This is a genomic window from Azospirillum sp. B510, from assembly GCF_000010725.1.
Taxonomy (GTDB): Bacteria; Pseudomonadota; Alphaproteobacteria; order Azospirillales; family Azospirillaceae; genus Azospirillum; species Azospirillum lipoferum_B.
In genome coordinates this window covers 310,862-336,152 of sequence record NC_013858.1, presented here as the reverse complement: position 1 = coordinate 336,152, position 25,291 = coordinate 310,862, and the positions used below count along the sequence as shown (strand labels likewise).

Sequence of the window (25,291 nt, the reverse complement as noted above, 5' to 3'; positions counted from 1 at the left end):
TCACTTCGGCTTCACCGCGAGCATGCGCTCCACCGAGCGGCGGGCGCGCGCGGCCAGCGCGTCGGGGATTTCGACGCGCGGTTCCAGGGTCCGGAGCGCCTCCAGGATGCCCGGCAGCGTCACCGTCTTCATGTGCGGGCAGAGGTTGCAGGGTCGCACGAACTCGGTGTCCGGCGAGGCGGCGGCGACGTTGTCGCTCATCGAGCATTCGGTGACCATCAGCACCCGCGGCGGCTTCTCGGTGCCGACGAAATCGATCATGCGGGCGGTGGAGCCGACGAAATCGGCGGCCTCCAGCACGTCGGGCGGGCATTCGGGATGGGCGATCACGGTCAGCCGGTCGAAGCGGCGGCGGAACTCGTCGATCTCCGTTCCGGTGAAGCGCTCATGCACCTCGCAATGGCCCTTCCAGGCGATGATCCCGACCTTGGTCTGGGTGGCGACATACTTCGCGAGATATTCGTCGGGCAGGAAGATCACCCGGTCGACGCCCAGCGATTCCACCACCTCCACCGCGTTGCCCGAGGTGCAGCAGATGTCGACCTCCGCCTTCACCTCGGCCGAGGTGTTGACATAGGCGATCACCGGCACGCCGGGATGCGCCTCGCGCAGCAGGCGGACATCGGCGGCGGTGATGCTGTCGGCCAGCGAGCAGCCGGCGTTGCGGCTGGGGATCAGCACCGTCTTGGCCGGGTTCAGCAGCTTCGCCGTCTCCGCCATGAAATGGACGCCGGCGAGAACGATGACGTCGGCGTCGGTCTGCGTCGCCTTGGCGGCCAGCGCCAGGCTGTCGCCGACGATGTCGGCCACACCGTGGAATATCTCCGGCGTCTGGTAGTTGTGCGCCAGGATGACGGCGTTGCGCTCGCGCTTCAGCGCGTTGATGGCGTGGACCAGCGGCGCGTGGAAGGGCCATTCGATGGCCGGCACGACGCGTTTCATCCGCTCATAGATCGGCGCGGTCGCCGCGGCGACGGCGGGGGTGTAGGCGAGTTCGGCGACCTCGGGCATTTTGCCGCTCCGCAGTGTACTCTTTCTGAGCAAAACCATATGTGCTCTATAAGAGTATATCAAGCGCAAAGAACAGGGAGGGGAGGCAAGCGGGCTCTGCCGCCTTCATGGCGGAGGTGGAGGAGCGGCCCGGCATAGGGCGGTGTGCGAACAATCGCACCCCCACACCGTCTCCTTCCATAGTACAATTTACCCTCCACCTCCCAGAGTGGCTGAATGGCGCCGACAAACGCGCCGGACCGGGGACCTGACCGGTTCGCCACACTGAGAGGAACGGCCCAAATGCTCCACCAGGCTCTCGACACGCTTCAGAAGCAGATCGCCCTCCGCCCCCGCTACGACAACTATATCGGCGGCCAGTGGGTTCCTCCGGTGGACGGCCAATACTTCACCAATCTGACCCCGATCACCGGCAAGCCGCTGTGCGAGGTCGCCCGTTCCCAGGCCGCCGACATCGAGCTGGCGCTCGACGCCGCCCATGCCGCCAGGACCGCCTGGGGCCGCACCTCGCCGACCGAGCGCTCGAACATCCTGCTGAAGATCGCCGACCGCATGGAAGAGCGGCTGGAGGTCATCGCGCTGGCCGAGACGCTGGACAACGGCAAGCCGATCCGCGAGACACGCGCCGCCGACGTACCGCTCGCCATCGACCATTTCCGCTACTACGCCGGCTGCATCCGCGCCCAGGAAGGCTCGATCGGCGAGATCGACCACCACACCTACGCCTACCACTTCCATGAACCGCTGGGCGTGGTCGGCCAGATCATTCCCTGGAACTTCCCGCTGCTGATGGCGGCCTGGAAGCTGGCTCCGGCGCTGGCCGCCGGCAATTGCATCGTGCTGAAGCCGGCCGAGCAGACCCCGATGGCGATCATGGTGCTGGCCGAGATCATCGGCGATCTGCTGCCGCCGGGCGTGCTGAACATCGTCAACGGCTTCGGCCTCGAGGCCGGCAAGCCGCTCGCCACCAACAAGCGCATCGCCAAGATCGCCTTCACCGGCGAGACCTCGACCGGCCGCCTGATCCTGCAATACGCCGCGGAAAACATCATCCCGTCGACCGTCGAGCTGGGCGGCAAGTCGCCGAACATCTTCTTCGAAGACGTGATGGCCGAAGACGACGAGTTCCTGGACAAGGCGCTGGAAGGCTTCGCGATGTTCGCGCTGAACCAGGGCGAGGTCTGCACCTGCCCGAGCCGCGTCCTCATCCAGAAGTCGATCTACGACCGCTTCATCAAGCTGGCGGTCGAGCGCGTCAAGAAGATCGCCCAGGGCCATCCGCTGGATGGCGGCACGATGATCGGCGCCCAGGCCTCGCAGGAGCAGCTGGAGAAGATCCTCTCCTACATCGAGATCGGCAAGGCCGAGGGCGCCAAGGTGCTGCTGGGCGGCGAGCGCGCCCATCTGGGCGGTGAGCTGGAGGGCGGCTACTATGTCCAGCCGACCATCCTGGAAGGCCACAACAAGATGCGCATCTTCCAGGAGGAGATCTTCGGCCCGGTCGTCGCCGTGACCACCTTCGAGACCGAGGAGGAGGCGCTTGCCATCGCCAACGACAGCGAGTTCGGCCTGGGCGCCGGCGTGTGGAGCCGTGACGGCAGCCGTTACTTCCGCATGGGTCGCGCCATCCAGGCCGGCCGGGTGTGGACCAACTGCTACCACCTGTACCCGGCCCACGCCGCCTTCGGCGGGTACAAGAAGTCCGGCATCGGCCGCGAGACCCACAAGATGATGCTCGACCACTACCAGCAGACCAAGTGCCTGCTGGTCAGCTACAGCCCGAAAGCGCTCGGCTTCTTCTGAGCCCCGCTCCTCCCTATCGGGCAAACCTGGGCCGGGGGCGTGTCCCCCGGCCTTTTTTCTTTCCTTCCGCGGTTTCGTGTTAAAGGAACGCCTCCATGCCGACCGATCGCGTCATCGCCACACCTGAGGCCGTCGCCCTGCTGGACCGCCTTGCGGCGAAGCATGGCCCGCTGATGCTGCATCTGTCGGGCGGCTGCTGCGACGGGTCGGCGCCGCTCTGCCTGCCGCTGGGGGAGTTCCGGCTGGGCGGGCGCGACCTTTGTCTCGGCACGGTCGCCGGTGCGCCCTTCTGCATGTCCGATGACACCTTCCAATGGTGGCGCAACACCCAGGTCATCCTGGACGTGATACAAGCGCGTGGCGGCGGCTTCTCGCTGGAGGCGCCGGACGGCGTGCGCTTCACCGCCAGGGCCCGCCTCTTCACCGACGACGAACTGGCCGGCCTGTCCGATCCGCGGCCGGCGGAACATCTTTAGGAGCCGCCCCGCGCCATGTCCTCCTTCACCGGTCCGCGGATTGGTCTTGCCCGCCGCCATCCCTGGAGTACCCTTGCCGGATCGCACCCGCGCGCGGAGAGGGGGGTGCCGGAGGCCGCCATGTCCGCACAGGAGAGGTCCGCAGACGATCCGGTGAAGGCTGTGGCCGGCGACGGGATGCCGCGCGCCGTGACCCATGCCGAACGCCCGGAGGCGGCGGCGCGCGAGCTGCGCGCCGGGCTGGGCGATGCGGCGCTGGAGCTGGTGGTCGTCTTCTGCGCCCCCAGCTATGACCGCCACGCGCTGGCCGACGCGCTGGCGGCGGAATTCGGCATGGTGCCGGTCATCGGCTGCACCACGGCGGGGGAGATCGGCCCCGGCGGCTACACCACCAACGCCCTGGTGGCGGTCGGCTTCCCGAGCGAGGATTTCTGCATCGTCACCGCGCTGGTCGACCATGTCGACCGCTTCGAGATCGCCGACAGCACCGCCATCGCCCGTTCCCTGCTGTCGCGCCGCGACCGCGCCATGGCGTCGCGGCCGGTGCCGCTGGGCGAGGAGGCCGGCAGCTTCGCCATGCTGCTGATCGACGGGCTGTCGATGAGCGAGGAGACGGTGGTCAGCGCGCTGCACAACGCCCTGATCGACATCCCGCTGTTCGGCGCGTCGGCCGGCGACGACCTGCATTTCGAGCGCACCTTCGTCCTGCATGACGGCGCCTTCCACCCCAATGCCGCGGTGGTGACGCTGTTCACCACCAACCGGCCCTTCACCGTCTTCCGCACCCAGCATTTCGTCAGCTCCGACCGCAAGATGGTGGTCACCGGCGCCGATCCGCAGCACCGCATCGTCCATGAGATCAACGCCGAGCCGGCGGGCCGCGAGTACGCCCGGCTGGTCGGGCTGGAGGGGGAGCCGCTGACCCCGATGATCTTCGCCTCGCACCCCGTCGTGGTGCGGGTCGGCGGCCAGTATCATGTCCGCTCGATCCAGAAGGTGAATGACGACGAGAGCCTGACCTTCTTCTGCGCCATCGACGAGGGCATCGTGCTGACGGTGGCGGAAGGGGTCGATCCGGTCGCCAACTTCGACGGGCTGATCGAGGGCATCGAGGCGGAGGTCGGCGCCCCCGACCTGATCCTCGGCTGCGACTGCATCCTGCGCCGGCTGGAGATGGAACAGCGGCAGCTGAACGCCGTGATGTCGGACCGGTTGGCCCGCCATCGCGTCGTCGGTTTCTGCGCCTATGGCGAGCAGGTGAACGGCATGCACGTCAACCAGACCTTCACGGGCGTCGCCATCGGAGGGCGCTAAAGCCATGGCCGGCATGCAAACCCGCAACTGGACGCTCGACCCCGCAGACCGCATCGCCGAGCTGGAGCGCGAGAACGCCAAGCTGCAACGCATCAACAAGGTGCTGATGGACCGTGTCGAACGGTCGATGGATTTCCAGGGCGGCGCCTTCTCGCTGTTCCAGACCGCCATCGTGCTGGAGCAGAAGATCCGCGAGCGCACGCTGGAGCTGGAGCGCGCCCTGCACAAGCTGGAGGACAGCAACCGCGACCTCGCCCGCGCCAAGGAGCTGGCGGACACCATGCGCACCCGCCTGTTCGAAGCCATCGAATCGGTGAATGAGGGGTTCGCCCTGTTCGACTCGGCGGACCGGCTGGTGCTGTGCAACCGGAAATACCTGTCCTACTGGCCGGCGGTGGCGGGCCGCATCCAGGCCGGCATCCGCTTCAACGATCTGGTGGCGATGGTCGCCGCCGCCGGCGCGGTCAGCGAGCCGCCGCCCGAGGTCTGGCTGCGCGAGCGGATGGAGCATCGCCATGACCTGAAGGGCGTCTTCCTCAACCGGCTGGCGGACGGGCGCTGGATCCAGGTGAACGAGCGGCGGACCCGCGACGGCGGCATCGTCGGCGTCTACACCGACATCACCGACGTCAAGCGCGAGGAGGAGCGGCGGCGCGAATCCGAACAGGCGGAGAAATCCGCCCTGATGACTCTGAACGACCAGCTCCAGCAGGCCAAGTTCCAGGCCGATCAGGCCAATTTGTCGAAGACCCGCTTCATCGCCGCCGCCAGCCACGACCTGTTGCAGCCGCTGAACGCCGCCCGCCTGTTCGTCTCCGCGCTTGCCGACCTGGAGCAGCCGGACGCCAACGCGGAGCTGGTGGAGAACATCGACGTGGCGCTCGCCTCGGTCGAGGATCTGCTGTCGGCGCTGCTCGACATCTCCAAGCTCGATGCCGGGGCGGTGACGCCGGAGGTCACCGACTTCCCGCTGCGCGGCATCCTGGCGCCGCTCGCCACCGAATATGCGGCGGTGGCGGCCGGGCGCGGCATCGACCTGAAGGTGGTGGGATCGGGGGCGGTGGTGCGCAGCGACATGCGGCTGTTGCGCCGGATCGTGCAGAATTTCCTGTCCAACGCGCTGCGCTATGTCCAGGGCGGCCGGGTGGTGGTCGGCTGCCGCCGGGTCGGCGACGGCATCCGCATCGAGGTGTGGGACAACGGCCCCGGCATCCCGCGCGACAAGATCCCGGAGATCTTCCAGGAGTTCCGCCGTCTCGACACCCCGGTGACCAAGGGGCGCGACCGCGGCATGGGCCTCGGCCTCGCCATCGTCGACCGCGTCGCCCGCATGCTCGACCACCCGGTCACCGTGCGGTCGGAGCCGGGGCGCGGTTCGGTCTTCGCCGTCACCGTGCCGCGCGGCACCGAACGCCGCGCCGTGCGTCCGGCCAGCGTCGCCGCCCGGCCGATGACCAACCGGCTGGCCGGCACCTCGGTGCTGGTGCTGGACAACGAGCCGGCGGTGGTGGCGGGGATGGAGGCGCTGCTGCGCGGCTGGGCCTGCGACGTGGTGTCGGCCACCAACGGCGACGAGGCGCTTGCCCTGCTGTCGGGCATGCCGCAGCCGCCGGATCTGCTGATCGCCGACTATCACCTCGACGACGGGGTGCTGGGCGTCGACGAGGTGGCGCGGCTGCGCGCCGCCTGCGGCCGCATCCTGCCGGCGGTGATCGTCACCGCCAACCGCACACCCGAACTGGCGGACGAGGCCAAGGCGGCCGGCTGCCTGGTGCTGAACAAGCCGGTGAAGCCGGCGCAGCTGCGCGCGGTGATGTCGGGGCTGGTGGGGTAGCGGACGCCGACGGCGCCCGCCCCTTGTCGGGACGCGCGCCGCCGGTGAAACCTGCCGGTTTGGTCAGGTTGGTTCAGTCGATGCCGGTTGGACTGGGTCAGTTGGGCGGGGCCGGCAGGCAGAGCTTTCCATTGGCGAGATCGTACAGCACCGGGAATTGCAGGAACATGCCGAGTCCGGTGTTGACGCATCCGTTCCCGCGATCACCCTTGCCCCAGGCGGTCAGGTCGTTGCATTGCTCGCTGCCGGCGGTGAACTTCATCACCGTCTGGCCGCCGTCCAGATTCAGCACGATGCTGTCGCCGACCGCGGGCCGCATGCTGACGTTGAGATTGGTGCCCTGATAGAAGGTGGTCTCCGTGGCGCCGGTGTCCATCACATAGGAGATGTCCGGCGCACTGGCATAGGGGGTGTCGGGAACCTGGACATAGGCTGTTCCGGTCGCGATCCCTTCGGCATAGGTGGCGATCTTGGTTTCGTCCCCGAAAAGCTGGGTGTAGGAGGTTCCCGCCGACTGCATGGCATAGGCCAGCGGGAAGCTGGTGGCCAGCGTTTCGATGCCACCCAGGATCAACCGCCCGACCAGCGTTCCCTTCGGCAGTTCCTCGCCGATATAGGGAACGGTGTTCACGAGGTCGACGATGAAGCCGGCGCCGTTGTTGTAGGAAAGCTGGGAAAGAACGCCCAGCATCTCCGGCATGCTGGAGGGCGGCGAATAGCCCGAGGGAAGTTGATGCTTCAGGGGCGACTGCGGCGCGGACGCCGTGCTTTGCAGGGATACGCCAAAATCCCCGGAGAAATAGTTGAAGATGGGGAAGGTCGAAGGGCCTTCCTGCTGGTCCTTCGGCCGCAGGATGGTATCGACCGCTGCGATGGTCGCCTTGGTGGTGACCGGACCGGGGCCGGCTCCGGCTATCAGGGATACATAGACATCCGTCGCCTGGCCGAAATAGGTGATGCCGCTGGTGTATTGGGTGAACACTTCGCCATGGGTGGTGCAACCGGCCAGTGACGGCAGCTTCGCGCTGTCGGCCCAGAATGCCTTGCCTCCGGTGTCGAATTCGAACAGCACGGGTTCGGGCAACTGGGTGCCGTGCGTCGGGGCGTCAGGTGTGACGATCACCGGAATCCCGACCTTGCGGGCGTAGGGATTGGTCTTGTCGAAGGGAACGATGAACAGTGGAACGATGGTGGCGCCGGCATTCAGGATCTGCTCGATCGTCAGGTTGAGCGGCGATGGCAGTGCGGTGCTGGGTGGTGGCTTCTTGGTCCGGGTCATGTCCGGTCTCGCGGGCAATCGGTTGCGGATGGGAGGGTGGATCAGGCGGGATAGGCGGCGTAGCCGACCTGTCCGACCTTCGCGTCGAAAAAGAGCTGATAGCTGTTCAGCAGATGGAAGCCGGTGTTGACGAAGTTGCCCGTGCCGCGCGGCACCAGATATTTCGGGGCGACCGTGTCCGGCATCGCCTTGGTGGTGAAAACGAAGCTTTCCGGTGCCTTCGGGCCGAGCTTCACGGTCGTGTGACCGGTGATCGCGAAGCTGTAAGCGACGGTGACGCTAGCCGGCTCGACCGGTATTTCGACGGCGACGATCGATCCCGCCTTGATCTGGTCTTCCAGGTCGGTGATCGGGGACTTCACCATCGCGAGATCGACCCCGGTATCCACCAGGATCCCGTATTTGGTCGTGTCCGTCGGATTGATGTTGCTGACCCGGAAATAGCCGGTCGGCGTCGACCACTGGCTGGAGTTCAACGGCTGGGGAGCCGGACCTTCATAGGTCAGTTTCTGATAGCCGAAGCTGCCGCCCAACTGTTTGGCCGCCTCTTCCGGCGTCAGGCCGAGCCAGATTCCCTTGGTGGTCAGCAGGAACGAGGGATACAGGTTCCCGGTGGACATGCCGACGACCGACAGGAAGGGATTGCTGGCCAGAACCGGCCGTCCGAAACCGATGCCGCACATATGCGGCGTCTTTTCAACGATGCCGATCGCCGTGACCTCCGAGGTCATGGCCGCTCCCACGTTATTCACGACCCCGATGAGCAGGTTCGGGACGCTGAAATGGAAGCCATGCATGTCATCCGTCGACGGTTCGTATTTCACCGTCGCGTGTCCATGTTTCTTGACGCCGGGCATCAGCGTGCCGGTGATCTCCTTCGTCTGTTCGTTATAGCTATAGGTGCCCTCCTCATAGAAAAACTCGGCGGGAAGTACCAAGCCCGTCGATCCGGTGTCGAGTTGCACCACGGCATTCTTGGAGGAAACCCCGTTCGATCCCGGTATTTGGATTGCCATATGGAAGACACCATCGGTTCCACCCTGAAGAGGGATTTGAACCGGAACCATCGGAATTGCCAGAGGGTCGATGGGATGCGGGATGATATTGTTAGATTCTTGAGTGCTCATTGGAAAATCCTTTTGTAAATTCGGCAACAGACAATCGCCATTTTTCGGAAATTGGGACGTACAGCAACAACCAAATTGGATCGAAATAAAACGAAATTCCTCCTTTAGTAATCATTCAAATGTATGAAAATAATATTAGAGAAAATGATTTAAGATAACACAACTATAAGAACATATCTGGCAGAGCGACTGTGCGGAAAGCCGCGCGATTGTGGAATGATTTACCGGTAACGATTTTGCGCAAGCTGTTTTGTGCGTTGCAGCATGCAGCCATTCCCAGAACGCGGGGCCGGTCACTGCCAATTGGGCCATATAAAAGAGGCAGGACGACGAAAGCGCCGCCCGGTTCTCACAAGACGAGGCCTGAGGTGATACACAGGATTTTGGACGCCATCGACAAGGCGGTTGCGGAGAAGCGCGAAAACGGCCAGCTTGATGAGTGGTTCAAGAGCGGAGCCGCCAAGCGTTTCTGTGAAAAGATTTCATCGGATCGCAAACACTATTATCCAGCCCTGCTTCTCTATTTGGAGCGCAATGGCGGGCAGCACGTGTGACGGCATACAGGTAATGGGAACGGGTCGCGGAATTCCGCGGCCCGCCCGGTTTCGAGGCTTCCTATCCGGCGGTTTGCATCGCCGGGATCATGCTGCCTGTCTGCTGGAACCGGCAGTGCCAGGCGAAGGCCTCCTCCAGCAGATGCGGGGTGTGGCCGCCGCGCACGCGCGCCCGGCGGTGATAGTCCGCCGCCAGCTCGCGGTAGCTGGGATGGACGCAGTTGCGGATGATCGTCTCCGCCCGTTCGCGCGGCGCCAGCCCGCGCAGGTCGGCCAGCCCGACCTCCGTCACCAGCACGTCGACGTCATGTTCGTTGTGGTCGACATGGGTGACCATCGGCACGATGCTGGAGATGGCGCCGCCCTTGGCCAGCGACTTGGTGACGAAGATGGCGAGATGGCTGTTGCGGGCGAAATCGCCCGATCCGCCGATGCCGTTCATCATCTGCGTGCCGTTGACGTGGGTCGAGTTGACGTTGCCGTAGATGTCGCATTCCAGCGCGGTGTTGATGCCGATCACCCCCAGCCGGCGGATCACCTCGGGATGGTTGGAGATCTCCTGCGGGCGCAGCAGCAGCCGGCCCTTGTAGGAGCCGATTTTCGGCAGCACCTCGGCATATTTGCCGGCGCTGAGCGTGATCGAGGATCCCGACGCGAAGGTCAGCTTGCCGGCGTCGAACAGCTCGAAGGTGCTGTCCTGCAATACCTCGCTGTACATGGTCAGGTCGTGGAACGGCCCGTCGATCAGCCCGTGCAGCACGGCGTTGGCGATGGTGCCGATGCCGGCCTGGAGCGGTGACAGCGAACGGGCGAGTCGGCCCTGGCGAACCTCGCGGTCCAGGAACTCGATCAGATGGCCGGCGATGGCGCTGGTCTCGCCGTCCGGCGGCTGGATGCTGGCGGAGCTGTCCTGCTTGCGCGTCACCACGATGGCGGCGATCTTCGACGGATCGATCGGGATATAGGGCAGGCCGGCGCGGCTTTCCGCCGTCACCACCGGGATCGGCTCACGGAAGGGGCGGCGGGTCGGGATGTAGACGTCGTGCATCCCCTCCAGATCCAGCGGCTGGGTCAGGTTCAGCTCGACGATGATCTTCTCGGCCAGGATGGCGAAGGTTGCCGAATTGCCGATCGAGGTGGTCGGCACGATGCCGCCGGTGTCGGTGATGGCGCAGGCCTCGATCACCGCGACATCGACCGGTCCCATCTGGCGCGAGCGCAGCAGTTCCACCGTCTCCGACAGATGCTGGTCGACGAACATCACCTCGCCGCGGTTGATCGCCTTGCGCAGCACCGGGTCGGCCTGGAAGGGCAGGCGGCGCGACAGCACGCCGGCCTCGGTCAGGATCCTGTCCACGTCGTTGCCCAGCGAGGCGCCGGTCATCAGCGTGATCTTCAGCGTCTCGGACGCGGCGCGCTCGGCCAGCGCCAGCGGCACCGCCTTGGCGTCGCCGGCGCGGGTGAAGCCGCTCATGCCCACGGTCATGCCGTCCTTGATGAGGAAGGCGGCCTCCTCGGCCGGCACGACCTTGCCCCACAGCGATTTCAGTCGGATGCGGTCTCGGTACATCGGGCGTTCCTTTGTATGTGTTTTTTGGCGACTGGCGAACGATCCGTTCTTCTGCGGCCGTATTTCTTGGTTGAAAATACTCAATAGGGAACACCAGTCGGCCGCCGCAATTGTTCGTCCGGAATATCAGGTCATTCTCAAGTGAATAGGTGTGCGAATATCGGCAGTTCGGTGCGGAATTCGGATATCGACTTGATAAGGTTCTTGCCAGATTTCCTGAAACTCAATTTCGTATATTGGTATTCAAGGAAAGTTGCCCGAATCCCGTGCCCGCGTTCCCGCACTTGTCCGCGCCGGGGAGAACGGCGTAGCATCGGCCTTCACGGCCGAGATCAGCCAACCGACCTCAGGAGTCCGCCGGCGTGGCGTCCCCGCATCGGCCGACCGTCAGCGCCCGCAGTTACGACGGGCATGAACGGCGGCACGCCCATGACCATCACCAGATCGTCCTGCCCGTCACCGGCACTCTCGACATGGAGGTCGGCGGCGCCCGCGGGCGGGTGGGCGATGGGCAGGGGGTGCTGGTGGCCGACGGGGTGCCGCACAGCTTCCGCAGCGGCGGCACCAACCGCTTCGTGGTGCTGGACGTGCCGGCCGCCGGGCTGGTGCCGGAAGCGGTGGTCCGCGCCTGCGACGCCTTCTTCGCCATCGATGGGGCGCTGGATGGGCTGGTGTGCTATCTGGCGGCGGAGGCGGCCGACCGGCCGCTCGACCCGGTGCTGGCGCATCATGCGGCGGGGTTGCTGCTGCGCGCCCTGGAAACCCGCCGGTCGGCGGAGCCCGCACCGCCGGTCTTGCCCCTGCCGGCCGATCCCATCGACCGCGCCCTCGCGCTGATGGCGGAGCGTTGCGGCGAAGCGCTGACGGTGGCGGAACTGGCCGAGGCCGCCGGTCTGGCGCCCAGCCGTTTCCATGAGCGCTTTCGTGTCCGGACCGGCAGCACCCCGGCCCGCCTGCTGGCGGAGCTGCGGCTGGACCGGGCGGAGGCGCTGCTGCGCGATGGCCGGCTGCCGTTGGCCGAGGTGGCGTTGGCGGTCGGATTCTCCGATCAGACCGCCCTGACCCGCAGCCTGCGGCGGCGGCGCGGCACCACGCCGGGGGCGCTGCGGAAGGCGGTCAGATAGCGCGCGCCGCCTCGACGATCACCGCCGCCACGGCGTCGGGGCGCGACAGATGGGGGGCGTGGCCGCTGTCGACCTCCGCTGTCCGGGCGCCGATGCGCGCGGCGGTGGCGCGCAGGAAATCCGGCGGCAGCATGCGGTCCTGGGTGGCGACGACGTACCAGGAAGGCTTGGCCTTCCAGGCGGCGGCGCTCACCCTGGTCGCGAAGCAGGCGGCGGCGACCGGCCCCTGGGTGGCGGCCAGCAGGGCGGCCTCCGCCGCCGGCAGATCCTGGGCGAAGTTGCGGGCCATGCCCTCCGGCGTCAGGGTCAGGAAACGGCCCTTGTCCACCGACACCCCCGACAGGCCGGCGGATGGCGGGAAGGGCTTCAGCGTGTCGTTGGGCGACTGCCCGGCATCGGGGGCGAAGGCGGCGATGTAGACCAGCGACCTCACCCGCTCCTGATCGCCGATCTGGGTGATGACGGCGCCGCCCCAGGAATGGCCGACCAGCACCACCGGCCCCCTGGTCCGGTCGATGGCGCGCTGGACATGGGCGGCATCATCGTCGAGCGAGACCAGCGGGTTCTGCACCGCGACCGCCGCCAGCCCTTCCGCCTGGAGGCGGGAAATCACCCGGCCCCAGGAGGAGCCGTCGGCGAAGGCGCCATGGACGAGAATGATGGTCGGGGTGGAACTCATGGTGGCGGCTCCCGCTTGCGGTCGGACGGGTCAGTCAGACCATGGCGGCGGCCGGGACGTCCAGCCGGGGCGGTGGAATTTTCCTCTGGATGGAAAAGGGCTTGCGCGAAGAGGCTCGCACCGGCCGCCGCCCCGCCCTATGTTTGCAGATGAAACGGTTTTGTGGGCGGAGGATATTGCGGATGGCGGCGGTCAAGCTCGACCGGCACGAGAAGGGCATCCTGGCGGCGCTTCAGGAGAATGCCCGCCTGACCATGCAGGAGCTGGGCGACAGCGTCGGCCTGTCCGCCTCCCCCTGCTGGCGCCGGGTGCGGTCGTTGGAGGAGATCGGCGTCATCCGCCGCTACACCGTGCAGCTCGACCCGCGCAAGCTGGGGCTGGGGGAATGCGTCTTCGCCCATGTCACGCTGGAGCGTCACAAGGAGAATGCGGTCGAACAGTTCGAAAGCGCCATCGCCGGCATGCCCCAGGTACTGGAATGCTTCGCCGTCACCGGCGACGCCGATTATCTGCTGCGCATCGTCGTGCCGACCACCGAGGATTACGGCCGCTTCCTCAGCGAACGCATCTTCTCCATCCCCGCGGTGTCGCATGTCAAATCGAGCGTCACCCTGAAGGAGGTGAAGTTCGAGACCCGGCTGCCGCTCGACCATCTGGAGTGACTGCCCCGCCGCGCCAGCCATAGAAACAGACGGCGGTGCCCAGGACAGGATGCACGCCTTCCCCCAGCAGGTCCAGGCCATGGCGTTCATAGAAGCGGCGCGCCCGCCGGTTCGCCAGGGGCGTGCGCAGGGAGAAGCCGTCCGGCATGACGCTCTTCGCCAGATCCAGCAGGGCCAGCCCGATGCCATGGCCCTGCCGGTCGGGGTGGACGAACATCTGGTCGAGCTTGGCCTCCGCCGGCATCAGCGCCAGCAGCCCGACGATCCGCCCATTCGACAGGGCGACGCGCAAATCCCAGCCGGCCGCAAGCTCCCGGTCGATCCGGCCGCGCAGCTCCTCGTGGCCGGGAAAGGCCGCCGACACCCCCTCCATCCGGCTCGCGCTCTCGAACCAGAGGGCCGCGACATCGTCGAGATCGGCGGGGCGCGCCGGGCGGATCTCTGGCGTCGGCAGGTCATCCATGATGCGCGGTAAACTCCCCTGTCAACTCACTGGCCAACTCACTGGTCAGGGCCGGCGCCAGATCGCCGCCGCCCTTAACGACGATCCGCTCCAGCGCCAGCCAGCCGGCCAGCCGGCGCAGCTCCGCCGCCAGGGCCGGGGCGACGGTTTCGGGACGGCTGTGCGCTTCGCCGTGGGCGGCCTGGACCAGCAGGGCCGAGGCCTTGCGGTCGGATTTCAGATCGACACGGGCGGCGATGCGCTCGTCCATCAGGAAGGGCAGGACGTAATAGCCATGTTCCCGCTTGTGGGCGGGGGTGTAGATCTCCAGCCGGATGCGGGCGCCGAACAGGCGTTCGGTGCGCTGCCGCTCCCAAATCAGCGAATCGAAGGGGGAAAGCAGGGCGCGGGCCGTGGCCTTGCGCGGCACCCGCAGGTCGGGGGCGACATAGGCGGTGCGGTCCCAGCCCTCCACCGTCACCGGCAGCAGCTCGCCGGCCTCCACCAGCTCGGCGATGCGCCGGCGGGTATCGGCAAGTTCGAGCCGGTGATAGTCGCGCAGGTCGCGTTCGGTCGCCACGCCATGGGCGCGGGCGGCGATGCGCAGCAGGGCGCGCTGGGCCTCGCCCTCCTCCGGCGTCGGGGTGGCGAGGATGGCGGCGGGCAGCACCCGCTCCGGCAGGTCATAGAGCCGTTCGAAGCCGCGCCGGCCGGCGGTGGTGACCAGCCCGGCCCAGAACAGATATTCCAGCGCCCGCTTGCCGTCGCTCCACCCCCACCAGCCGCCGGCCCCGCGCCCGGCCGCGCTGAGTTCCGACGCGCCCATCGGGCCGCGCGCCGCCACCTCCGCCAGGACGGAGTCGATGTAGGCGCGCCGTTCGATGGCGAAGCGCGCCAGTTCGCCATAGACGCCCTCGCCGCGTTCGGCCCGCGCCATCCGCCAGCGGAACAGCGGCTGCTGCTCCACCGGGATCAGCGAGGCCTCGTGGCCCCAATATTCGAACAGCGCCCGCCGCTTGCCGCCATAGGCCAGCCGGTCGAGCAGCGCCGCCTCGTAGGAGCCCAGCCGCGAGAAGAGCGGCAGGTAATGGGAGCGCACCAGCACATTGACCGAATCGATCTGCACCAGCCCCAGCCGGCCGATCAGGCGCCGGGCATGGCGGGCCTCCACCGGATCGCCGGCAAGGCCGTCGGCGGATGGCGCGTTGGGAAAGCCCTGCGCCGCGATGGCGATGCGCCGGGCCTCGCGCAGGGACAGGCTTTCGGAACGGGGCATGGGGCCGGGGCGAAAGAGGATGGGATGTCACCTTGAGAATGCTTTTGATTTTCGTCAAGGCGACAGGTGGGCGGCGCGCGCAGGCTGACGGTCATCCTGCATCGCAGCATCCGTTTTCCCGGAGTTTCCGCCCATGTCCCCGCCCATGTCGATCCCCAGCCTCGCCGGCCGCGACGACGGCCCCACCATCCCGATCCTGTTCCAATATGGCTTCCGCTTCTTCTTCCTGGCCAGCGGAGTCGCCGCCGTCGGATTGCTCGCCGCCTGGCTCGGCGTGCTGGTGACCGGGGAATGGCCGGACCATGCGCCCGGCGCCGGCGCCTGGCATGCGCATGAGATGCTGTTCGGCATGGTGGTGGCCGCCGTCGCCGGCTTCCTGCTGACCGCGGTGCCGAGCTGGACCGGGACCAAGGCGGTGGCCGGCGCGCCGCTGATGGCGCTCGCAGCACTTTGGGTCGCCGGCCGGGTCGCCGTCTTCCCCTGGACCGGCATGCCGGAGCCGGTGGCGGCGGTGATCGACCTCGCCTTCCTGCCGGGGTTGGGCGTGGCGCTCGCCCGGCCGCTGGTGGCGGCGGGCAAATGGCGCAACAGCGCCTTCCTGATCCTGCTGGCGCTGATGACCGTGGCCAACCTGCTGATCCATCTGGACTGGCTGGAACTGCTGGATGGCGGGACGGAGGCCGGGCTGGCGCTCGGTCTCGGCATCGTGCTGATGATGGTGACGGTGATCGGCGGGCGCATCCTGCCGGCCTTCACCCGCAACGGGCTGGGGAAGGCCGGGCTGGCGCTGCGCTCCTGGCCGCTGGTGGAACGGTCGACGCTGGCGCTGACGCTGCTTCTGGTCCCGGCGACGATGCTGGCGCCGGACTCGGTGGTCACCGGGCTGATCGCGCTCGCCGCCGCCGTGGCCCATGCGGTGCGGCTGGCCGGCTGGCGGGGCTGGAAGGTCTGGCGCTCGCCGATCCTGTGGATCCTGCATGTCGGCTACCTGTGGGTGCCGGTGGCGTTGGGCTTGCGCGGGTTGCAGGCCCTGGCCGGGCTGCCGGCGGCGGCGGGAATCCATGCGCTGACGGTCGGCGCCTTCGCCACCCTGATCCTGGCGGTGATGAGCCGCGCCTCGCTCGGCCACACCGGGCGGCCGCTGGTGGTGTCGCGGTTGACGGTCGCCGCCTATGCGCTGCTGACGGTCGCGGCGGTCGCCCGCACCGCCTCGCCGCTGCTGCCGGTGGAGTGGGTGTGGGCGGCGCTGCAATGGTCGGGCTACGCCTGGGTCGCGGCCTTCACCCTCTATCTCGCCGCTTATGCCCCGATCCTGCTGGCGCCGCGGGCCGACGGGCGGCCGGGCTGATCGGGAGGATCATCAAGGGGATTGGGGTGGAGCCTCACACGGCTCCCCGGAAATAGCGGTCGATGGCGTCGTTCATCTCGATCTCGCGGAAGGGTTTGGTCAGGACAGGGCGATCCTGATGGTTGCGCGGCAGGCCGGCGGCGCCATGGCCGGTGGTGAAGACGAAGGGGATGTCCCTGGCGCTCAGCGCGTCGGCGACGCTGTCGACGCGTTCCCCGCGCAGCGTGACGTCGAGCAGGGCGGCGTCGATGCCGCCCTCGGCGATCAGGTCCAGCGCCTCCGCCACCGTGGCGGCGGGACCGACGACGCCGACATTCTGGGTTTCCAGAGAATCCTCGATGGCCATGGCCACCAGCGGCTCGTCCTCGACGAGCAGGATGCGCAAGGGCTGGGATCGGTCGGCTTCCATGGGCAGGCGGCTCGCGGCTGGTCGGGACTGTCGGTAACCGGCGGATGGGGGGCATGATCCCACCCGGCAACCGGCGTGAGCTTTTCCGTTCAGCCCCGCGCTTGTCCACCCGGACCTTGGTCATCGCCCATTGGGCCATCCGCGCGCCATGGTCCGGCTATCATCCAAGATCATCCAGCGCCTGTTGCAGGGATGGATAAAGCGCCTCGACCAGCGATCCGTCCGGCCTTAGCGGCGAGGGCAGGAGGTCTGCGCCCTCCAGCGCGCGGGACAGCGGCAGGCCGCCGACCTCGACGAAGCCGCCACGCTCGCCATATTGGCCGATGATCCAGTCCCTGGCCGCCGGGTCGCCCTCCAGCGCGTTGTTGTGCGAAATCAGGGCATGGGTGCCGTCATCGGACCGGCGATACCAGGCATGGCAACCGCCGCCCAAATCCATCGGCGTGAAGCCGGCGGCGGTCAGGGCGTCACGCGCCGATGCGCGCGCCCGGCCCGCCGGCAACCCGCCCCGCACATCGGTCCGATGGTCGAGATCGTCCGCAAGCTCGCTCATGTCGCCTCTCCGCCGCTGTGTTTCCGCCGGTTGTGTTGGAGGAACAACGCGCCAGGAAGGCTTTTGTGCCGTGGCCCCCTGCCCGAATGTGGGGGTGCCGCTGTCCGTTGGGTGACTGTCCGGCCGCCCTCCTATCCGTTCGGACGCTCACCAGCCGGTGGAGGCGGCCGGCGAAGGCGGAGTTCGGCCAGCGAGCGGTCGAGCAGATCGTAAAGCCGTCCCTCCTGGGTCAGAACCATGGCGGCCGGGGCATGTTCCAGCTCCTTCGCCAGCCGGCCCAGCGCCGCGGCGCCGAGATTGAGCGAGGTGCCCTTGAGCGTGTGGGCGGTGCGGTTGTGCGGCTCCCCGGCGCGGGCCTGGGCGACCATGCTGTCGATGGTCTTGCGGCCATTGTCGGTGAAGCCGGCGACCGACGCGGCCCAATCCTCGGCCGTCAGGACCTCCAGCAGCAGCGACACCTGCTCCCCGTCCAGCAGGTCGGGGTCCAGCAGGTCGGGCTCCGGAAGGTCGGCTGCCGGGATGTCGGGTACAAGGGGCAAGACGGCCTCCGGAGTGGCGGGTGCGGGAGCGGAACCGCCGAAGGAGGGAGCGGGCGCGGCGGCGTCGCCGCCTAGCGCCGCCGCCATTTCGGCGAAGAGCAGGGTCGGGCGCAGGGGCTTGGTGACGAAACCGTTCATCCCGGCCGACAGGCATTCCGGCCGCGAACTGCCCGACGCGTGGGCGGTCAGCGCCAGGATCGGGATGCGGCCCTTCGGGTCGGGCAGGTCGCGCAGCCGGCGGGTGGCGGTCAGCCCATCCATGCCCGGCATCTGGATGTCCATCAGGACGAGGTCGAAATCCCGTTCGCGCACCAGGCGCACCGCCTCGCCGCCGCTGGCGGCCAGCGCCACGCTGTGGCCGGCGCGCTCCAGGATGCCGCGGACGATGTCGCGGTTCACCTCGATGTCATCGACCGCCAGCACGCGCAGCGGCGGCAGGGCCGCGACCCGCGCGGCCTCGCCGACGCCGGTGCCGTGGGCGGGATCGACGCGGCGCAGCGCCGACGGATCGCCGGGACGGGCGATGATGGTGAAACGGAAGACGCTGCCGCGGCCCGGAGCCGTCTCGACGGTGATGCCGCCACCCATCAGCAGGCAGAGGTCGCGGCAGATCGCCAGCCCCAGCCCGGTGCCGCCATAGCGCCGGGTGATGGAGCTGTCGGCCTGGGTGAAGCGGTCGAACAAGGTGGGCACCGAGTCGGGCGCGATGCCGATGCCGGTGTCCTCAACCTCGAATTCCAGCAGGACGGAGTCCGGATGGCCGTCGACGCCGATGTCGGCGCCGATGTCGGGGCCGGGCTCCAGCCGGCGCACCCGCACGGCGATGTGGCCGTCCTCGGTGAATTTCACCGCGTTGCCGACCAGATTGAACAGGATCTGGCGCAGCCGGGCCGGGTCGGTGACGATCACCTCCGGCACCGACGGCGTGAGCCGGGCCGACAGATCCAGCCCCTTGTCGGTGGCGCTGGGGCGCAGCAGCTCCAGCACGCCGTCGATCAACTGGGGCAGGGCGCAGTCGGCCTCCTCCAGGTCGATGCGCCGCGCCTCCAGCTTGGAAAGGTCGAGGATGTCGTCCAACAGCCGCAGCAGGGTCTCGGCCGACCGGCGGGCGACGTCGGCCAGCCGCTTCTCCTCCGCCGGCAGCGAGGCGTCGGCCAGCAGGGTCAGGTTGCCCAGCACGCCGTTCATCGGGGTGCGCAGCTCATGGCTGACCGTCGCCAGGAACTCGGTCTTCGACCGGCTGGCGGCCTCCGCCTTCTCCTTGGCCTGGAACAGCTGTTCGGCGGCGCGGCGCGGCTCGGTCACGTCGATGCACAGCCACAGCTTGCCGATGGCGGCGCCGGCGGCATTGCGCACCGGGACATTGTGCCAGCCGACGATGCGTCCGTCGGTCAACGTCATCTCCCGCCGTTCGTCGGCGTCCACCGCCGACAGCAGGGCGTGGTCGGTGTCGAGCGGGGCGTTGCCGGCATTGGCCAGAGTCTCGTCCAGCCGGTGGCCGACCGGCGCCCCGGCGATCGAGAACAGGGTGGAGAAGGCCGGGTTGGCGTAGGCGATGCGGCCGTCGCCGCCGACGAACAGCACGCCGAAATCCATCGCCGACAGCAGCGCCGACAGGCGGGCGCGCTCCTGCTCCATATCGCGGGCGAGCGCCTCCTGCTCGTCCAGCGCGACGGTCAGCTGGTCCACCCGCTCCTTGATGGCATGCGACATGGTGTTGAAGGCGGCGCCCAGCCGGCCGATGTCGTCGTTGCCCTCCGCCAGGTCCGGCGGGCTGTAATCGCCGGCGGCGACCCGTTCGCTGGCCCGCGCCAGGGCGGCCAGATGGCGGGTCAGCCACAGGCCCAGCAGGGTCAGCAGCCCGGCCGACAGCAGGATCTCCGACAAGGCGATGGCGATGCCCTGGGTCAGCAGGTCGCGGCGCGCCTGGACGATGTGCAGCAGGTCCAGGCCGAATTGCACGGCGCCCAGTTTCTGCCCGGCCAGCGACACCGGCACCGCCACGTCGTAACGGGCCTCGCCGTCCTTGGCGTCCAGCGTCAGGGACGGGTCGGGATCGGGCAGCGCCCGGCCCTGCGGCCAGCCGCTGATCGCCACCAGCTTGCCCTTGCTGTCGCTGACGGCGAGATAGACCACCCCGCCATTGGTGCGGCTCTCGTCCAGCACCGCCTGGAGGGTGGCGTAGTCGCGCTGGGCCAGCGGCGCCACCAGCGCCGCGTTCAGCACCGGCGCCACCTGCTCGGCATGCAGCTTGGCCTGCTCGGCGAGGCTGCCATAGAGCAGGCGCACGCTGTTGGCGACCATCAGGGTCAGCATGATCGCCTCGACCGCCATGGCGGCGGCCAGCATGCGCCCGCGCAGCGTCTTCCAGGGCGCCAGCCGTGTCAGGATCATTTCCCGGCCTTCAGGACGCTCCGCACCTCGTCGGCCAGCGGCTCCATCGCCTCCAGCTCCTCATCGCTGACCAGCCGGTAGCCGCCGAGCTGGTTGGCGTCGAAATAGCTCCTGCCCTCCGCCGTCTCGCCGAAGGCGAGGAGGGCCTTGCGCAGCGGTTCGAGGAGGGCGCCCTGCCCTCCGTTCAGCATGTAGACGCGGCCCGCCATCGGACGGCTTTCGGCGATGGTGGAGAGCTGGGCCTGCACCTCCGGCGCCAGCTTGGCGCGGTTGGCCAGCGACATGAAGCCGGCCGAGGCGTCGCCGGCCAGGATCAGCTGGGCCACGCTGTCGGCGGCGCTGACATAGCGGATCTGGACGTTGGGCAGCTTGCTGTCGGCCAGCCAATGCTGGCCCCACAGCGTCACCAGCGACGAGGGGCTGAGGCCCAGCACCGTGGTGCCGGCCAGCGTGTCCGCCTTCTGATAGGGGCCCTTGGCCGCCGTCACCAGCACGGCGCGGAAGTCGGCCCGGTAGGTCAGCAGAGGCAGATAGCCGGCGTCCTTGCGCAGAAGCTGGGCCTGATGACCGGTGGTCACCGCGATGTCGTATTCCTGCTCGACCGCCCGGCGGGCGAAGGCGGTGAAGTCGGGGGCCGTCACGATCTCCACCGGGCGGCCCAGCGCCGCCTCCACCGCGCGGCGCACCGGCTGGTACTGTTCGATGATGACGCGGGCGCTGGTGTGCGGGGCGATGCCGATGCGGAACGCCTGTTCGTCGGCCAGGGCCGGCGCGATGCCCGCGAGGCCGCACAGGAGGACGGAGCAGAACACGGCAAGGCCGGTGAGCAGGCGCTTGGTCATGAGTCTTTGATCCTTGCGGCAAGCGGGACGGCACGCGGGCGTCAAAATGCCGGCGGTGTGAGGGTTGCGGTCCAACCACTGATCTAAGGCGAAAGATATAACATTCGATAAAAGCCGCAGGTAGGGGCAAGAGCGCGCAGGGAGAGTTCGTCCGCGCCTGTCACGGCCAAGAACCCGTATTGCGCAAGGTCCGTGAAACTTTGATCATTTCAGGCTGCATCAATGTGCGTGCGGCGCGTAACTTTTAAACGGCGCCGGTATTGGAATCGGCGCGCGTCCGCGAAAGATCACGCATTGTCCGGCGGACCGTCCATTATGTGTCGGGGCTTTCAAAGCCGTCTCGAGGATCCCGTCGTGCCGGATCGAGCCCTCAATCCGCAATCCAGCATCTGTCGCGCCATCCGTCTGCTGCGCGATCACAGCCGCAATTGCGGGAGTGTCGAGGCCCGCCGGCTGCTGATCCGCACCGAACGCTGGCTGGTCTGGATGCTCCGCCGCGAGGAGGGCGAAGAGGTGACCGCGCTGGTACGGCCGGGAGCCGAATAGCGCCGCCTTCTCCGCCGGTTTTACGGTTCGCCCTTGAGTTTCCTTGCGACGGAGAGCGTAAGTGTTCCAATGATCGGGATCAGGACGGCCGCATGCCAGTTCACGGCATGATTTCTGTAAAAATCCCAGGACAAACTGAACAGGCAGAGCAGGAACGAGACGGCGAAAGCGGCCAGCGCCAGCTTGTAGGATGATCGTCTCGTCATCGCCTCGCTCCGCAACCAGCGCCCGCAGGCATCACGGGGTCAGGAAATCTTACCGAAACCGGAATTCCGTTCAATAAGACAATCATGAAAAAGCACGGCTATCGCATTTGACACCCTCTCCCGGGACGGGAGAGGGCAATTCTTGTCAAATGCGATAACCCTGCATGAAAAAGGCCCCCTCCGGCGGGCGGAAGGGGCCTTTCCAGGCTGTGGCGCGAGCCGATCAGCTCAAGCTGCGCAGCTGCTCCTCGCGGGTGGAGCGCGACGCCGCGTAATGGTCCTTGGCCAGCAGGGTGTAGACCGCCGGCAGGACGAACAGGGTGAACAGCGTGCCGATCAGCATGCCGGCCACGATCACCAGACCGATGGAGAATCGGCTGGCGGCACCGGCGCCCGCCGCGGTCAGCAGCGGCAGCAGGCCGACCACCATGGCCGCGGTGGTCATCAGGATCGGGCGCAGGCGGACACGGGCGGCATGCTCGATCGCGGTGCGGCGGTCGACGCCCTCGTTCAGCTGCATCTCGCGGGCGAACTCCACCAGCAGGATGCCATGCTTGGAGATCAGGCCGATCAGCGTCACCAAGCCGACCTGGGTGTAGATGTTCATGGTGGCGACGCCGAAGAACAGCGGCAGCAGCGCGCCGCAGATCGACATCGGCACCGAGACCAGGATCACCAGCGGATCGCGCAGCGACTCGAACTGTGCCGCCAGCACCAGATAGATCACGATCAGGGCGAAGGCGAAGGTGATCATCAGCTGGTTGCCTTCCGTCACGAACTGCCGCGATTCGGACAGATAGGCATGGTTGAAGCCGGCCGGCAGTTGGAGCCGGGCCTGCTCCTCCAGGAAGGCGACGGCCTGTCCCATCGACACGCCCGGCATCGGCACGGCGGAGAAGGTGGCGGACGGCAGCTGGTTGTACTTGTTCAGCGCGTTCGGCCCCACCCCGGTTTCGACCGAAACCACGGTGGACAGCGGGATCTGGGTGCCGGAGCCGGAGGTGACGTAGAAGCCGGCCAGCGACTCCGGCGTCAGCCGGTCGGCGCGCGGCACCTGCGGGATGACCTCGTAGGAGCGGCCGTTGAGGTTGAAGCGGTTGACGTAGTTGCCGCCGGCCAGCACCGCCAGCGTGTTGCCCACCGCCTGCATCGACAGGCCGAGGTCGGCCGCCTTGGCGCGGTCGATCTTCAGCCGGACGACCGGGCTGTCATATTGCAGGTCGGTGTCGGTGACGATGAACATGCCGCTCTTGGTGGCGGCCTCCTTGATCCGCTCGATGGCGTCGAAGATGGTGCGGTAATCGCCGGGGCTGGAGATCACCATCTGCACCGGCAGGCCGCCGGTGGAGCCGGGCAGGGCGGGCGGCGACACCAGGAACACGTTGATGCCCGTCACCTTGCCAAGCTCGGCCTGGGCCAGCGGTTGAAGCTGCTTGGCCGAACGCGCGCGCTCGGCCCATGGCTTCAGGATCATGCCGGCGAAGCCCTGGTTCAGCGTCGGCAGGCCGGTCAGCACGAAGCGGGTGTCGGTCTCCGGGAACTTGGCGAAGGTGTCGTCGATCTGCTTGCCGAAGCTGTCGATGTAATCGAGGTTGGCGTATTGCGGCCCCTTGGAGATGCCGAACAGGATGCCCTGATCCTCTTCCGGCGCCAGTTCGGACATGGTGTGGGCGAACAGGTAGCCGACCGACAGCAGGACGCCCAGCGCGAACAGCAGGGTCGCCGCGCGATAGTCCAGCATGCCGTCCAGCCGCCGCTCGTACCAGTCCGCCAGCCTCTCGAACTGGCGGTCGAGGAAGGCGGCGAAGCGGCCCGGCTTTCCCTCCTTCAGGATGACCGAGCACATCATCGGCGACAGGGTCAGGGCGACGACGCCCGACACGATCACCGAGGCGGCGAGCGTGAAGGCGAATTCGCGGAACAGCGCGCCGGTCAGCCCGCCCAGCAGGCCGATCGGGGCATAGACCGCCGCCAGCGTGATGGTCATCGAGATGACCGGTCCGATGATCTCGCGGGCGCCGATCAATGAGGCGGCGACCGCCGATTTGCCATGTTCGATGTGACGATGGATGTTCTCCACCACGACGATGGCGTCGTCGACCACGAGGCCGATGGCGAGCACCATCGCCAGCAGGGTCAGCAGGTTCAGCGAGAAGCCCAGCGCCAGCATGAAGGTGGCGGCGCCGACGATCGACAGCGGGATGGTGACGATCGGGATCAGCACCGAGCGGAAGGATCCCAGGAACAGGAAGATGACGACGATGACGATGGCGACCGCCTCGACCAGCGTCTTCACCACCTCGTCGATGGAGGCCTGGATGAAGCGGGTGCTGTCATAGACGATCTCCATCTTCATGCCGGGCGGCAGGTTGCGCCGCAGGTCCGGCTCCATCTTGCGGATGTCTTCGACGATGTTCAGCGGGTTGCCGGTGGGGGTCGAATCGACGCCGATGAAGACCGCCTGCTGGCCGTTCATCGCGACGCTGGCGTCGAAGCTCTTGGAGCTGAGTTCGACGGTGGCGATGTCGCGCATGCGCACCAGCGCCCCGTCCTTGGCCTTCACCACCATGTCGCGGAACTGCTCGACATCGGTCAGCCCGGTGTTGGTGGTGACGTTGGTGATGACGAAGACGCCCTTGGTCTGGCCGGGGGCCGACTGGAAATTGTTGCTGGAGATCGCCGCCGACACGTCGGCGGGCGAGATGCCGCGCGCCGCCATCTTCACCGGATCCAGCCACAGCCGCATGGCGAAGGTCTGGCCGCCGAGGATCTTGGCCTGGGCCACGCCGTTCACCGTGGACAGCACCGGCTGCACCACGCGCGTCAGATAGTCGGAGATCGCCGCTTCCGGCAGGTCGGGGCTGGAGAAGCCCATATAGAGGATCGAGGTCGTCTCGCCGGTCGATTTCAGGATGATCGGGTCGTTGGCCTCGCGCGGCAGCTGGTATTTGACCTGCTGCACCTTCGCCATCACGTCGGTCATCGCGACGTTGGGGTCGAAGTTCAGCCGGACATAGGCGGTGACGACGCTTTGCCCCTGGGTCGAGGAGGAGGTCAGGTAGTCGAGACCCTCCGCCGTCGCCACCGCCTGTTCGATCGGCGTCGCGATGAAGCCCTGCATCAGTTCCGGCGAGGCGCCGGGATAGCTGGTGGTGACGGTGATGACGGTGTTCTGAAGCTGGGGATACTGCCGGATCGGCAGTTCCAGCATCGCCCGCGCCCCCACCAGCAGGATCAGCAGGCTGACCACGACGGACAGGATGGGCCGGCGGATGAAGATGTCGGTGAAACTGCCCATGGCGT

General features: G+C 67.5%; 22 protein-coding genes. 9 read left to right on the top strand and 13 right to left on the bottom strand.

All coding sequences use genetic code 11. The annotated features are described in order from the left end of the window. Nucleotides 1-1,011: a quinolinate synthase NadA gene (nadA, locus tag AZL_RS28850; protein ID WP_052293799.1), complete on the bottom strand. Its 1,011-nt coding sequence runs from the start codon at nt 1,009-1,011 to the stop codon at nt 1-3. 282 nt (nt 1,012-1,293) lie between these two features. Between nadA and adh the strand changes: the two genes are divergently transcribed. The 4 genes from adh (at nt 1,294) to AZL_RS28830 (ending at nt 6,438) form a co-directional block, all read left to right on the top strand. Then, nucleotides 1,294-2,814: an aldehyde dehydrogenase gene (gene adh, locus AZL_RS28845; RefSeq protein ID WP_012977919.1), complete on the top strand. Its 1,521-nt coding sequence runs from the start codon at nt 1,294-1,296 to the stop codon at nt 2,812-2,814. 95 nt (nt 2,815-2,909) lie between these two features. Continuing rightward, nucleotides 2,910-3,290 carry a DUF779 domain-containing protein gene (locus tag AZL_RS28840; RefSeq protein ID WP_012977918.1) on the top strand — a complete coding sequence of 127 codons (381 nt, stop codon included), beginning with the start codon at nt 2,910-2,912 and terminating at the stop codon, nt 3,288-3,290. 120 nt (nt 3,291-3,410) lie between these two features. Then, complete coding sequence (nosP, locus tag AZL_RS28835; protein WP_012977917.1) at nt 3,411-4,604, top strand: nitric oxide-sensing protein NosP; 1,194 nt, start codon at nt 3,411-3,413, stop codon at nt 4,602-4,604. Between the two features lie 4 nt (nt 4,605-4,608). Beyond that, nucleotides 4,609-6,438, top strand: coding sequence for an ATP-binding response regulator (locus AZL_RS28830; protein WP_012977916.1), 1,830 nt, complete (start codon nt 4,609-4,611; stop codon nt 6,436-6,438). Between the two features lie 97 nt (nt 6,439-6,535). On the opposite strand, the gene AZL_RS28825 is transcribed toward AZL_RS28830, so the two are convergent. Then, on the bottom strand, nt 6,536-7,717 hold the full coding sequence (locus tag AZL_RS28825; RefSeq protein ID WP_012977915.1) for a hypothetical protein: 1,182 nt from the start codon (nt 7,715-7,717) through the stop codon (nt 6,536-6,538). A gap of 41 nt (nt 7,718-7,758) precedes the next feature. Beyond that, the gene (locus AZL_RS37240) at nt 7,759-8,844 is read right to left on the bottom strand and encodes a hypothetical protein (RefSeq protein WP_012977914.1); all 1,086 of its coding nucleotides are present in this window, start codon (nt 8,842-8,844) and stop codon (nt 7,759-7,761) included. A gap of 383 nt (nt 8,845-9,227) precedes the next feature. Between AZL_RS37240 and AZL_RS28815 the strand changes: the two genes are divergently transcribed. Then, nucleotides 9,228-9,398, top strand: coding sequence for a hypothetical protein (locus AZL_RS28815; RefSeq protein WP_247894507.1), 171 nt, complete (start codon nt 9,228-9,230; stop codon nt 9,396-9,398). Between the two features lie 61 nt (nt 9,399-9,459). On the opposite strand, the gene AZL_RS28810 is transcribed toward AZL_RS28815, so the two are convergent. Continuing rightward, complete coding sequence (locus AZL_RS28810) at nt 9,460-10,968, bottom strand: acetyl-CoA hydrolase/transferase family protein (RefSeq protein WP_012977913.1); 1,509 nt, start codon at nt 10,966-10,968, stop codon at nt 9,460-9,462. Nucleotides 10,969-11,330: 362 nt separating this feature from the next. On the opposite strand from AZL_RS28810, the gene AZL_RS28805 reads away from it, so the two are divergent. Further along, the gene (locus AZL_RS28805; RefSeq protein ID WP_012977912.1) at nt 11,331-12,092 is read left to right on the top strand and encodes an AraC family transcriptional regulator; all 762 of its coding nucleotides are present in this window, start codon (nt 11,331-11,333) and stop codon (nt 12,090-12,092) included. Here AZL_RS28805 and AZL_RS28800 read toward each other — a convergent pair. Next, entirely contained in the window at nt 12,085-12,771 is a 687-nt protein-coding gene (locus AZL_RS28800) for an alpha/beta fold hydrolase (RefSeq protein WP_012977911.1), read from the bottom strand. The genes AZL_RS28805 and AZL_RS28800 overlap by 8 nt on opposite strands. 182 nt (nt 12,772-12,953) lie before the next feature. Between AZL_RS28800 and AZL_RS28795 the strand changes: the two genes are divergently transcribed. Continuing rightward, nucleotides 12,954-13,433 (top strand): Lrp/AsnC family transcriptional regulator, encoded by a 480-nt coding sequence (locus AZL_RS28795; protein ID WP_012977910.1) that lies wholly within the window; start codon nt 12,954-12,956, stop codon nt 13,431-13,433. On the opposite strand, the gene AZL_RS28790 is transcribed toward AZL_RS28795, so the two are convergent. Beyond that, nucleotides 13,378-13,896 (bottom strand): GNAT family N-acetyltransferase, encoded by a 519-nt coding sequence (locus tag AZL_RS28790; protein WP_012977909.1) that lies wholly within the window; start codon nt 13,894-13,896, stop codon nt 13,378-13,380. The two genes, AZL_RS28795 and AZL_RS28790, sit on opposite strands and share 56 nt — an antisense overlap. Next, a complete protein-coding gene (locus tag AZL_RS28785; RefSeq protein ID WP_012977908.1) occupies nt 13,889-15,151 on the bottom strand; it encodes a winged helix-turn-helix domain-containing protein in 1,263 nt (420 codons plus the stop codon). Before AZL_RS28785 ends, AZL_RS28790 begins: the two co-directional genes overlap by 8 nt. 133 nt (nt 15,152-15,284) lie before the next feature. Between AZL_RS28785 and AZL_RS28780 the strand changes: the two genes are divergently transcribed. Continuing rightward, complete coding sequence (locus AZL_RS28780) at nt 15,285-16,499, top strand: NnrS family protein (RefSeq protein ID WP_012977907.1); 1,215 nt, start codon at nt 15,285-15,287, stop codon at nt 16,497-16,499. A gap of 34 nt (nt 16,500-16,533) precedes the next feature. Here the strand turns inward: AZL_RS28780 and AZL_RS28775 are convergent, their stop codons facing one another. The 4 genes from AZL_RS28775 to AZL_RS28760 all read right to left on the bottom strand — a co-directional run bounded on the left by AZL_RS28775 (nt 16,534) and on the right by AZL_RS28760 (nt 21,236). Continuing rightward, entirely contained in the window at nt 16,534-16,908 is a 375-nt protein-coding gene (locus tag AZL_RS28775) for a response regulator (protein ID WP_042446122.1), read from the bottom strand. Nucleotides 16,909-17,068: 160 nt separating this feature from the next. Next, nucleotides 17,069-17,461 (bottom strand): hypothetical protein, encoded by a 393-nt coding sequence (locus tag AZL_RS28770; protein ID WP_012977905.1) that lies wholly within the window; start codon nt 17,459-17,461, stop codon nt 17,069-17,071. A 131-nt stretch (nt 17,462-17,592) separates the two neighbouring features. Next, nucleotides 17,593-20,394, bottom strand: a complete 2,802-nt coding sequence (locus tag AZL_RS28765) for a hybrid sensor histidine kinase/response regulator (protein ID WP_012977904.1) — start codon at nt 20,392-20,394, stop codon at nt 17,593-17,595. Then, on the bottom strand, nt 20,391-21,236 hold the full coding sequence (locus AZL_RS28760; RefSeq protein WP_012977903.1) for a phosphate/phosphite/phosphonate ABC transporter substrate-binding protein: 846 nt from the start codon (nt 21,234-21,236) through the stop codon (nt 20,391-20,393). The genes AZL_RS28765 and AZL_RS28760 overlap by 4 nt, the downstream gene beginning before the upstream one ends. Nucleotides 21,237-21,590: 354 nt before the next feature. Between AZL_RS28760 and AZL_RS28755 the strand changes: the two genes are divergently transcribed. Beyond that, entirely contained in the window at nt 21,591-21,782 is a 192-nt protein-coding gene (locus AZL_RS28755; protein WP_042446118.1) for a hypothetical protein, read from the top strand. A gap of 20 nt (nt 21,783-21,802) precedes the next feature. On the opposite strand, the gene AZL_RS28750 is transcribed toward AZL_RS28755, so the two are convergent. Both AZL_RS28750 and AZL_RS28745 read right to left on the bottom strand, forming a co-directional pair. Then, nucleotides 21,803-21,988: a hypothetical protein gene (locus AZL_RS28750; protein WP_042446116.1), complete on the bottom strand. Its 186-nt coding sequence runs from the start codon at nt 21,986-21,988 to the stop codon at nt 21,803-21,805. A 223-nt stretch (nt 21,989-22,211) separates the two neighbouring features. After that, a complete protein-coding gene (locus AZL_RS28745; protein WP_012977902.1) occupies nt 22,212-25,286 on the bottom strand; it encodes a multidrug efflux RND transporter permease subunit in 3,075 nt (1,024 codons plus the stop codon). Nucleotides 25,287-25,291: the final 5 nt, after the last annotated feature.